The 10,574-nt window shown below is 73.2% G+C and carries 11 protein-coding genes; 8 read left to right on the top strand and 3 right to left on the bottom strand.

The genetic code is table 11. The features are described from left to right. Nucleotides 1–813 (top strand): aldehyde dehydrogenase family protein (locus V7E45_RS20835; RefSeq protein WP_333775709.1); only part of this gene is annotated, 813 nt, incomplete at its 5' end. A gap of 8 nt (nucleotides 814–821) precedes the next feature. Here the strand turns inward: V7E45_RS20835 and V7E45_RS20830 are convergent. Beyond that, entirely contained in the window at nucleotides 822–1,223 is a 402-nt protein-coding gene (locus tag V7E45_RS20830; RefSeq protein WP_333775708.1) for a nitroreductase/quinone reductase family protein, read from the bottom strand. A gap of 159 nt (nucleotides 1,224–1,382) precedes the next feature. On the opposite strand from V7E45_RS20830, the gene V7E45_RS20825 reads away from it, so the two are divergent. The 4 genes from V7E45_RS20825 to V7E45_RS20810 are packed head-to-tail and all read left to right on the top strand — an operon-like array spanning nucleotide 1,383 to nucleotide 4,275. Then, nucleotides 1,383–1,757, top strand: a complete 375-nt coding sequence (locus tag V7E45_RS20825) for a hypothetical protein (protein WP_333775707.1) — start codon at nucleotides 1,383–1,385, stop codon at nucleotides 1,755–1,757. Between the two features lie 14 nt (nucleotides 1,758–1,771). Further along, entirely contained in the window at nucleotides 1,772–3,352 is a 1,581-nt protein-coding gene (locus tag V7E45_RS20820) for a peptidoglycan-binding protein (RefSeq protein WP_333775706.1), read from the top strand. Nucleotides 3,353–3,358: 6 nt separating this feature from the next. Next, entirely contained in the window at nucleotides 3,359–3,853 is a 495-nt protein-coding gene (locus tag V7E45_RS20815) for a protease inhibitor I42 family protein (RefSeq protein WP_333775705.1), read from the top strand. A gap of 23 nt (nucleotides 3,854–3,876) precedes the next feature. Beyond that, complete coding sequence (locus tag V7E45_RS20810) at nucleotides 3,877–4,275, top strand: hypothetical protein (protein ID WP_333775704.1); 399 nt, start codon at nucleotides 3,877–3,879, stop codon at nucleotides 4,273–4,275. A gap of 59 nt (nucleotides 4,276–4,334) precedes the next feature. On the opposite strand, the gene V7E45_RS20805 is transcribed toward V7E45_RS20810, so the two are convergent. Beyond that, nucleotides 4,335–4,904, bottom strand: a complete 570-nt coding sequence (locus tag V7E45_RS20805) for a hypothetical protein (RefSeq protein ID WP_333775703.1) — start codon at nucleotides 4,902–4,904, stop codon at nucleotides 4,335–4,337. 106 nt (nucleotides 4,905–5,010) lie between these two features. Here V7E45_RS20805 and V7E45_RS20800 point away from each other — a divergent pair, with 106 nt between their 5' ends. Next, complete coding sequence (locus V7E45_RS20800; protein ID WP_319148199.1) at nucleotides 5,011–5,523, top strand: PadR family transcriptional regulator; 513 nt, start codon at nucleotides 5,011–5,013, stop codon at nucleotides 5,521–5,523. Here V7E45_RS20800 and V7E45_RS20795 read toward each other — a convergent pair. Next, nucleotides 5,516–6,907 carry a CehA/McbA family metallohydrolase gene (locus V7E45_RS20795; RefSeq protein ID WP_333775702.1) on the bottom strand — a complete coding sequence of 464 codons (1,392 nt, stop codon included), beginning with the start codon at nucleotides 6,905–6,907 and terminating at the stop codon, nucleotides 5,516–5,518. The two genes, V7E45_RS20800 and V7E45_RS20795, sit on opposite strands and share 8 nt — an antisense overlap. 144 nt (nucleotides 6,908–7,051) lie before the next feature. On the opposite strand from V7E45_RS20795, the gene V7E45_RS20790 reads away from it, so the two are divergent. Together V7E45_RS20790 and V7E45_RS20785 are read left to right on the top strand one after the other, a co-directional pair. Further along, nucleotides 7,052–7,912 carry a TIGR03619 family F420-dependent LLM class oxidoreductase gene (locus V7E45_RS20790; RefSeq protein WP_333775701.1) on the top strand — a complete coding sequence of 287 codons (861 nt, stop codon included), beginning with the start codon at nucleotides 7,052–7,054 and terminating at the stop codon, nucleotides 7,910–7,912. A gap of 24 nt (nucleotides 7,913–7,936) precedes the next feature. Then, nucleotides 7,937–10,522, top strand: a complete 2,586-nt coding sequence (locus V7E45_RS20785; RefSeq protein ID WP_333775700.1) for a bifunctional FO biosynthesis protein CofGH — start codon at nucleotides 7,937–7,939, stop codon at nucleotides 10,520–10,522. The last annotated feature ends 52 nt before the right edge of the window (nucleotides 10,523–10,574 follow it).

Below are 10,574 nucleotides of genomic sequence, written 5' to 3'. Positions count from 1 at the left end.
GGGGTCGCGGTGGGGGAGGCGGCGGTGGCCTCGGGCGACGTCGACATGGTCAGCTTCACCGGTTCCACGGCCGTCGGCCGGCGCATCGCCGAGGTGTGCGGGCGGGACATGAGACGCCAGCTCATGGAGCTGGGCGGCAAGGGCGCGGCGCTCGTCCTGGACGACGCCGACCTCGGCTCGGCCGTCGCCGGCATCGGCACCACCTTCTCCTTCTACAGCGGCCAGATCTGCACGGCGCCGACCCGGGTGCTGGCCCAGCGGGGTGTGTACGACCGGCTGGTGGAGCTGCTGGGCGCCTACGCGTCCCGGTTGAAGGTGGGCGACCCGCGGGAGCCGGACACCGTCGTGGGGCCGGTGATCTCCGCGGAGCACCGGGCGCGCGTCGAGTCGTACGTCGAACTCGGCCGCAAGGAGGGCGCCGTGGTCGTCGCGGGCGGTGAACGGCCGCCGGGCGAGTGCGGGTTCTACGTCGCGCCGACGCTCCTCGCCGACTGCTCCAACGACATGCGGGTGGCCCGGGAGGAGATCTTCGGGCCGGTGGTGGTGGTGATCCCGTTCGACGACGAGGAGGAGGGCGTGGCCCTCGCCAACGACTCCGACTACGGGCTCGTCGACTACGTCTGGTCCGGTGACGTGGCCAGGGCCTTCCGGGTGGCGCGGCGGCTGCGGGCGGGCGGCGTCGGCGTCAACACGGTCGGCCGCAACATGGAGGCCCCGTTCGGCGGCTTCAAGATGAGCGGCGTCGGGCGGGACGTGGGCTCCTACGCCCTGCACGCCTACAGCGAGGTCCAGGCGATCGTCTGGCCGGGGTGAGCCGGCCCTCAGTCCGCCAGGTCCACCCGCACCGTCAGCAGACCGGCGCCGAGGGCCCGTACGACCGCGCTGTTGAAGCGGGGCAGGGTGCGCAGCCGGGCCAGGGCGTCGTCCTCCGGCAGGAGGTGGGCGGTGCCGTGGTGCCAGCGGCCGTTGATGCGGACGCGGACCTCCGGGTCGGCCTGGATGTTGCGGACGTACTGGGAGGTGAACCCGAACTCCGAGACGATCCAGAAGGAGTCCCCGGACCGGCGTCCGCCCACCGGGGTCCGCCGCGGCTCACCGGATGTGCGGCCGGTGGTCTCCAGCAGGGTCTGGAACGGCAGCCGCCGGTTGAGCGGGTTGGCGACGAGGCGCTGGAAACGGGTGACGATCCGCTGCTTGGGACCGGGCTGGGGCTGGGGCGACATGTCCGTGACTCTCCTGCTCTTTTCGGCGGCCGGCGCCGGCCGGGCGGCCGACGCGGATGGTGTGACCGCCCTGTGGGGGGCGTGTGCGGCGCGAACCGGCCCGCGACCGGTGCGTGTTAGCCTCCCCGCGATCACGAGCTGGTGCAACGGGGGAGCATGATGGGCGCGTCTTCGGACGGCTACCACGTCGAGTCGGGCATGTCCGGGCAGGCGAACGAACTGGACGGCGCGGGCGACGACACGGGGAAGATCCGCGCGGCGGTCGACCCCGCCGCCTGCTACACGGACGAGGCGCTGGGCGGCCCGGACGCGGCCACCGCGTTCAACGCCTACGCCGCCGCCTGGGAGGCGGAGGCGAAGACGCTTCAGGCGGCGCTGCACGAACTCGCGGGCAAGGTGCGGGGCGCCAAGGGCGCCTACGACGGCAGCGACGGCCTCGTCGACACCGGCATCCGCAGCGTGCCCGCCGACGGAGGCCGCGTCACCACCCAGCCCGCCCACGCCGGCCGCCCGTCGGCGCTGGCCGGCTACTGAGGGGGCGGCGCACCATGGCGACGGAGGACACCACCGACCGCCGCAAGCGGCTCGACGGCCTGCGCGGGCGCATCTCCTCGGCGGGCAGCAAGAACGACCTGATCGACGCGATCGACGACGCGCTGTCCGTCTCCCCGCCGCAGGGCGACCACGCGACGCTGGAGGCGCTCGCCGAGCGCTACCGCGGCCAGGCCGACGACGCCACGCGCCTGCGCGAGCGCGTCGACAAGGTGGCGGGCAAGGGCCTGCCCGAGGTGTGGGTCGGCGAGACCAGCGTGCTCGCGTCCGGCGTGGTGAGCGCCGCCGGCCGGGACGCGCAGCGGATGGCCGACGCGTTCGAGGGCGGCGGCAAGGCGCTGCTGGCGCTCGCCGACGCGGTCAAGGCGGCCCGGACCCAGGACCAGGGCGGTCGGTCCAAGCTGAACGAGGCCCGCACGATGCTCGGCGGCAGGGACGGCTTCTTCGACGACTGGTACGAGGACGACGACGAGGAGTCCGCCCGGCTGAAGGCACGCTCGGTCGCCTCCGGGGGCGTCGACATCCTGCACAAGGCCGCCGTCGCCGCCGACGACGCCGCCCGCGCCGCGGCCCGCGACCTCAACAAGTGGGCCTCGGAGGCACGGGCCGGGAGACTGGGCGGGGACGGGCTGACCGCGGCGGACCGGCTGGCGCTGGCCGACACCAGCAACGTGGGCGGCGATCCCGAGCTCAACGAGATCCTCACGGCCAACGACCTCGAACGCTCCGGCCGCGCCATGCGCAACCTCTCGCCCGCCGACCGGGCCCGGATGGACAGGCTGCTGGCCGGCGCCTCGACGCCACAGGAGAAGGCGTACCTGATGAAGGCGCTCGCCTCCGGCTACTCCCTCGACGAGGTCGAGACGTTCGACGGCAAGATCCACGGCAAGGACGCGGTGTGGCTGCGGGAGCACCTGGCACCGGTGTCGACGAACAACGGGCCCACGGCCACCGGTCAGGAGACCCAGGACTTCAACGGCAAGCTGTGGGACCAGGACGGCGAGACCTGTGTGCCCTCCTCCACGGTCACCGCGCGCGCCCTCGTGGACCCCGTGTACGCGCTGGAGCTGACCGGCGGCCCCGACGGCACCGACGACGCCCCGGAGCACTTCCGCAAGCGCCTGACCGACGAACAGCTCCGCCTGCACGAGGAGGGCGACGGCGACAACGCCGGCTGGTGGTGGGACGAGCACCCGAACGGCATGGACAAGGACGGGCAGGTGGAGATCTCCAACGACGAGCTCAGCCCGCACACCGGCGACCACTACGAGGCCCAGAACATGGGCGGCCGGGACGACCGGCGCAACGTGCTGCCCGACATCGAGAAGTCCGTCGCCGAGGGCAAGCCCGTGCCCATCAACATCGAGCGGTACGACGACAACGGTGACCGGCACGGCCACAGCATGATGATCATCGGCCAGGAGGGCGACCGGCTCCAGATCTACAACCCGTGGGGCGTCACCACCTGGGTCAGCGAGGAGGACTTCGTCAGCGGTGACCTCAGCGCCGCCGCGGACGACCGCTACTCGCCCGCCCACAAGGGCAACGTCGACACCGTCTACATCCAGCAGAACTGAGCGACCGTGAACCTGCGCACCGTACTGACCCCGGCGGCCGCCGCCGCGGCCGGCCTCCTCCTGCTGACCGGCTGCGGCTCCTCGGGGGGAGCCGACGAGTACGGCACCGACCAGCGTGCCGTCACCGTGGCGGCGGGGGACCGGTTCACCCTGAAGGTGCCGGCGAACCCCGCGCTCGGGCAGAACTGGTACCTGGCCGGCCCCCGGCCGGACACGGACGTGCTGACCTACCGGGGCAAGCGGGAAGAGGAGGAGGGGAGCGACAACACCGGCGGCGGCGACGGCACCCAGTTCTTCGACTTCACCGCCCGCAAGCCCGGCAGGGCCACTGTGCGGCTCCTGCACTGCCCCATGGCGAGCTGCCACAGCGGCACCCGGTCGGCGGCTCCGCTGCCCAGCGCGACCGCCTCCGGCAAGGCGTCGGCGAGCCCCTACCCGACCGCGACGGGCACACCGGACGACCGGCCGGCGTTCTTCGTCTACACGATCACGGTCCGCTGACCCCGAGCACCGGAAAGCCGCCCATGCCCTCCGCACCCCGCACCGACGACGCGGTCCTCGCCACCACGGACGTGACCGTGCTGCTCCGCTACGGCCTCACCCAGGACGCGTTCCGCACCGCCCTGTTCGGTGACGGCGCCGTCGCGGCCGCCGTCACCCTGGACCGGCTCGGCGTGGTCCCGCGCTCGTTGTCGTACGTCGCGAAGGTGGTACGCGCCGGCGGCCTGCGGTACGCCGCCGCCCTGCCCGAACCGCTGCCGTCCCGCGAGGCGTCGGCCCTGCTGCGGCAGTGGCTGGAGACCGCCGCTCAGCTCGCGGACACGCCCGAGGGCGAGACACGGACCGCCCGCTGGCTGGACACGGTCGCCGAACTCCTGGGCCTGCGCCGGGACGCCCGCACCCGGCCCGCCGGCGAGGCCTGACCCTTCTCTTCCGCCGGCCGGTTGCCGTGGAAGCCGGCGCAGGTGGCTCGGGACGGTGGTCACCGGGCCACCTGCCCGGCGGCCCCGGCCTTCGCCTGGACGTGGGCGACGTAGCGGACGGTGAAGACCATGGGCACGGCGAACCCGGCGATCTGGACGAGGGTCGCGGGCGTCGAGTGGGCGTCCCCGGCGTGGGCCAGCAGGGCGAGGACGACGGCGGTGACGGCGAACGCGGCGGTCCACACGGCGGTGATCACGACGTTGGTCCGGACGAACGGCTTCAGGCCCCAGACCTCGGGCGGTGTGGTGCGCTTGGCGATGCCGAGGGTGAAAGGCCGGCCGACGGCCAGCGAGATCCCGGCGATGACGGTCAGGGTGCCGGAGGCCAGCGACGCCGAGTAGGCGTGCACGCCCGAGTGCGGGTCGGCGAAGGCGACGGCGGTGAGGACCGCGAAGAAGACGGCCGAGCCGGTCTCGATGACGAGCGCGTCGAAGCCGGCGCCCGACCGTCGCTCCTGCGCGACGAGCCCCACGGACACCACCAGGGCGGCCAGGGCACCCCACTGCCAGTCCCCGGAGGGGATGACGGCGAAGACGATCCACGGCAGGAACGTACGCAGGTACGACATGGGACTCCCCGTTCTCGGTCGGTGTCGGCCGGGCTTCCGGTTCCGACATGTCGAAAGTAGAAGGTCGCCTCGTGACATGTCAACAGTGGAATGTAGAGTGGAGGGCATGAGCCTCAAGCACGCACTGCTCGGACTGCTCTCGGAACGCCCCGCCAGCGGCTACGACCTGCTGAAGACGTTCGACACCTCGCTGGCCAACGTGTGGCCGGCGACCCAGAGCCAGATCTACACCGAGCTGACCCGACTGGCCGGCTCCGGGCTGATCACGGTGGCCGCCGAGGGCCCGCGCGGCCGCAAGGAGTACGCCCTCACCGACGAGGGGCTGGCCGAGCTGCGCCACTGGCTGACCGGGACCGCCCCCCAGCGCAACACCCGCAGCGACATCCTGCTGCGGGTCTTCTTCCTCGGCGTGCTGACCCCCGAGCAGGCGCGCACCTACCTGATCGGGCTCACCGAGATGTCCCGCGAGAGCCATGAGCAGCTCAGGGGGCTGGCCGATTCCATCGATTGGGACGACGGCAACCTCTCGGTCTACGGACGCATCGCCCTGGAGTACGGCCTGCGGTTCAACGCCATGCGCGAGGAGTGGGCGAGCTGGGCCGCCGACCAGCTCAAGTGAGCCCGAGGAACACCGGGTTGGTGAACGCGGCCATGGCCCCGGGCAGCGGGCCCGCGGCCGTCTCGTGTCGCACCTCGGCACGCACGTAGGTCGCGTACGCCGGTGTCGTGCGCCACTCCACCGCGCCCGAGCCCGACACCGGCAGCGGGTCACCGGTGAACAGCACGCCCTGGTCGGTGACGAGGCGGACGGAGCAACCCGGGGCGCCGGTGACGTCCAGGCGCACCGTCACCGGGGTGTCGTCGGGCACCGCCAGCCGCTCCCCGATCCCGGCCCGCCGGCCGTCCGGCGCGGTGGCGCCGAGGTCGAGGGTCACCTGCCGCGACTCGGCCACGTACGAGCGGCCCGCGCGCAGGCCGTCCTGGATCGCCTCGCGGGTCAGGTCCTCGGCGAGGACGACCGTCTGGGGCAGGCCGACCGCGTCCGGGTCGCGGTGGGCGTCGCTGTCGCCCATCGCCGGGAGCCATGCCCGCCCCTGCCGCACGCCCGCCACGAGCCGGGCGTCCCACGCGGCCAGGGCCACCTCGTCGTCCGGGGTCCAGAGCCCGTTCCACACCTCCACCGCGTCCGCCTCGCCGAACCCGAACTTCCAGGCGCACCCGACGCAGGTGGCGTGCGGGTGGGCGGGCACGACCAGGCCGCCGGCCTCGCGGACGCGCCGGGCGAAGCGGCCGAAGCGGCCGTCCCGGGCCCGGTAGCGCCAGTCGACGAAGGTGCCCGGATCGGTGCCGAGGGCCAGCACGTGGCCGTTCCTCGTGGTGATCTCCTCGCCCAGCATGACCAGCAGGTCGTCGCCCGCCGCCGCGGCCCAGTGGGCGTGCGCGGACGTCGTGTTGTGCTCGGAGCTGTTGATGAAGTCGAGCCCGGCAGCGCGGGCCAGCGCGGCGATCTCGGCCGGGGTGCGGCGGCCGTCGGAGTGCCAGGAGTGCAGGTGGCAGTCGCCCCGGTACCAGTCCCGGCCCCGGCCGCGGGCACGGCCGGGCGGGTACACCGGCACGGGGGCCCTGCCGGGGTCGCCGGGGGTGAGCGTGACCGTCACCTCGTACGTCAGCCCCTGCGGCGCGACCGTGTAGGGGCCCAGTGCGATGTGCCAGGTCCCGGGCCGCGGCGGGCCGGGCAGATAGCCGGGCGTCGCGTCGTCCGCCCGTACGAAGAACTCCGTGCGGGCACCGCCCGACCAGCCCCGGAAGCCGTGGCCGCCGAGCTCGGTGCCGCGCTCGTCGAAGAGGCCGATGTCGAGGGCGTTGCCCGGGGTGCCGGCCGGGACGGCGGGCCGGTCGTAGCGGTAGGAGACGTGCAACTCGCGGGTTCCGGACGGTACGTCGAACGGAAGGTAGACGTAGTCGGGTGAGCCGGGGGGCAGGGTGCCGCGCAACGTCGTCACCCCTCCAACGTAGGCCGCTGCGGGCCCGCCGGTAACCGCACGACCAGCCACACCGGGCCGCGCCGGGCCGGGACGAGCGATCGACTTCGCGACGACCGACCAGTCGGTATCGACTTGTGGGACCGCTACCGGTACAGATGACCCATGCGGATCGCCGTGACCATCTTCCTCACCGACGAGACGGTGACCCCCACCCGTCTCGCCCGCGAACTCGAACAGCGCGGCTTCGCCGGGCTGTACCTGCCCGAGCACACCCACATCCCGGTCGAGCGGACCACCCCGTACCCGGTCGGCGGCGAGCTGCCGCGCGAGTACGGCCGCACCCTCGACCCCTTCGTCGCCCTCGGCCAGGCCGCGGCCGTCACCGAGCGGCTGGCGCTCGGCACCGGAATCACGCTGGTCGCCCAGCACGACCCGATCGCCCTGGCCAAGCAGATCGCCACCCTCGACCACCTCTCCGGCGGCCGCTTCACCCTCGGGCTCGGCTTCGGCTGGAACGTCGAGGAGGCCGCCGACCACGGCGTCGAGTGGCGCCGCCGCCGGGAACTGGTCCGGGACCGGATGGCCCTGATGCGGGCCCTGTGGTCCGAGGAACCGGCGGGCCACCAAAGCGAGTTCGGCGGGGTGCGGCCCAGCTCGGCCTTCCCCAAACCGGTCCGGAAGCCGCGCGGACCGGTCGTCGGACCCCGCACCCTGATCGGCGGGGCGGCCGGGCCGAAACTCTTCGCGCACATCGCGGAGTACGCCGACGGCTGGCTGCCGATCGGCGGAGGCGGCCTGACCGAGTCCCTGCCCGTGCTGCGCTCCGTATGGACGGAGGCCGGCCGCGACCCGGCCGGCCTCCAGGTGGTCCCGTACGCCGTCCACCCCACCCCGGGCAAACTCGCCCATTACGCCGAGCTGGGCATCGAGGAGACCGTCGTCCAGCTCCCGTCGGCCGCGGAGCCCGAAGTGCTGCGTGTCCTGGACGAGTACGCGGTGTTCCTGCGGCCGACGACCGGGTGATCAGCCCGAACGTATGCTCAGGGGATGACGACTTCCGCGACCTCCGGAACCGGCCCCACCGAGAACTCCATGCGTCGCGCTCTCAAACGTGCCCGGGACGGCGTCGCCCTCGACGTCACGGAGGCGGCGGTGCTGCTTCAGGCCCGCGGCGAGGCACTCACCGACCTCGCCGCGTCCGCCGCCCGGGTCCGTGACGCCGGCCTGGAGGCGGCGGGCCGGCCCGGTGTCATCACCTACTCGAAGAGCGTCTTCATCCCCCTCACCCGGCTGTGCCGGGACAAGTGCCACTACTGCACCTTCGTCACCGTCCCCGGCAAGCTGCGCCGGGCCGGCCACGGGATGTTCATGTCCCCCGACGAGGTGCTCGACATCGCCCGCAAGGGCGCGGCCCTCGGCTGCAAGGAAGCCCTGATCACCCTCGGGGACAAGCCCGAGGACCGCTGGCCCGAGGCGCGCGAGTGGCTGGACGCGCACGGCTACGACGACACCATCGCCTACGTCCGCGCGATCTCCATCCGCGTGCTGGAGGAGACGGGCCTGCTGCCCCACCTCAACCCCGGCGTGCTGACCTGGACCGACTTCCAGCGTCTGAAGCCGGTCGCCCCGTCGATGGGCATGATGCTGGAGACGACCGCGACCCGGCTGTGGTCCGAGCCCGGCGGCCCGCACCACGGCTCCCCGGACAAGGAACCCGCCGTACGCCTGCGCGTCCTGGAGGACGCCGGCCGCTCCTCCGTCCCCTTCACCTCCGGCCTCCTGATCGGCATCGGCGAGACCCACGAGGAGCGCGCCGAGTCCCTCTTCGCGCTGCGCAAGGTCTCCCGGGCCCACCACGGCATCCAGGAACTGATCATCCAGAACTTCCGCGCCAAGCCGGACACGGCGATGCGCGGCATGCCGGACGCCGAACTGGACGAGCTGGTCGCGACCGTCGCCGTGGCCCGGCACATCATGGGCCCGGGCGCCTGCCTCCAGGCCCCGCCGAACCTCGTCGACGCCGAGTACGAGCGGCTGATCGGCGCCGGCGTCGACGACTGGGGCGGGGTCTCGCCCCTGACGATCGACCACGTCAACCCCGAACGCCCCTGGCCGCAGATCGAGGAACTGACCGAGCGCTCCCGCGCCGCCGGCTTCGAGCTGCGCGAACGCCTCTGCGTCTACCCGGAGTTCGTGCGCCGCGGCGAACCCTGGCTCGACCCGCGGCTGCGCCCGCACGTGAACGCCCTCGCCGACCCGGTGACGGGACTCGCGCGTGCGGACGCGGTGGTCGAGGGCCGCCCGTGGCAGGAGCCCGAGGAGGCGTTCGAGGCCACCGGCCGCACGGATCTGCACCACACCATCGACACCCTCGGCCGCACCTCCGACCGGCGCGCGGACTTCGACGAGGTGTACGGCGACTGGGAGGCGCTGCGCGAGGCGGCGGTACCCGGCATGGCACCGGAGCGCATCGACACCGACGTACGGCAGGCGCTGCGCACGGCGGCCGACGACCCGACCCGGCTCACCGACGCCGAGGCGCTGGCCCTGCTGCACGCCGACGGCCCGGCGCTGGACGCGCTGTGCCGGGTGGCCGACGACGTGCGCAGGTCGGCGGTGGGCGACGACGTGACGTACATCGTCACGCGCAACATCAACTTCACCAACGTCTGCTACACCGGCTGCCGCTTCTGCGCCTTCGCGCAGCGCCGCACGGACGCCGACGCGTACACGCTGTCCCTGGAGCAGGTCGCCGACCGCGCCCAGCAGGCGTGGGACGTGGGCGCGGTCGAGGTGTGCATGCAGGGCGGCATCCACCCGGACCTGCCCGGGACGGCGTACTTCGACATCGCGAAGGCGGTCAAGGCGCGCGTCCCCGGCATGCACGTGCACGCCTTCTCGCCCATGGAGGTGGTGAACGGCGCGTCCCGTACCGGCCTGTCGATCAGGGAGTGGCTCACGGCCGCCAAGGAGGCCGGCCTGGACAGCATCCCCGGTACGGCGGCGGAGATCCTCGACGACGAGGTGCGCTGGGTGCTGACCAAGGGCAAGCTGCCGACGGCGACCTGGATCGAGGTCGTCACGACGGCCCACGAGCTGGGCATCCGCTCCTCCTCCACGATGATGTACGGCCACGTGGACCAGCCCCGCCACTGGCTCGGCCATCTGCGGACGCTGGCCGGGATCCAGCAGCGCACGGGCGGCTTCACGGAGTTCGTGACACTGCCCTTCATCCACACCAACGCCCCGGTGTACCTGGCCGGCATCGCCCGCCCGGGCCCCTCGGTCCGGGACAACCGGGCGGTGACGGCGATGGCCCGGCTGCTGCTGCACCCGCACATCCCCAACATCCAGACGAGCTGGGTGAAGCTGGGCACGGAGGGCGCGGCGGAGATGCTCCGCTCCGGGGCGAACGACCTGGGCGGCACGCTGATGGAGGAGACGATCTCCCGCATGGCGGGCTCCTCGTACGGCTCGTACAAGTCGGTGCGGGACCTGGTGGCGGTGGCCGAGGCGGCCGGCCGGCCGGCGCGGCCGCGGACCACGCTGTACGGCGAGGTGCCCGAGGAGCGGCGGCGGGCCGCCGAGGCGTCCGACGGGCACCTGCCCGACCTGTTGCCCGTCCTGGACTGAGTACGATGATCCGACCCCAGATCCGGATGGGGGACCCGTAGCGGAGGAGATG

The organism is Streptomyces sp. IBSBF 3136, from assembly GCF_036815105.1.
Taxonomy (GTDB): domain Bacteria; phylum Actinomycetota; class Actinomycetes; order Streptomycetales; family Streptomycetaceae; genus Streptomyces.
Note: the sequence above shows the minus strand (reverse complement) of the source record. Positions and strands in the feature narration are given on the sequence as shown.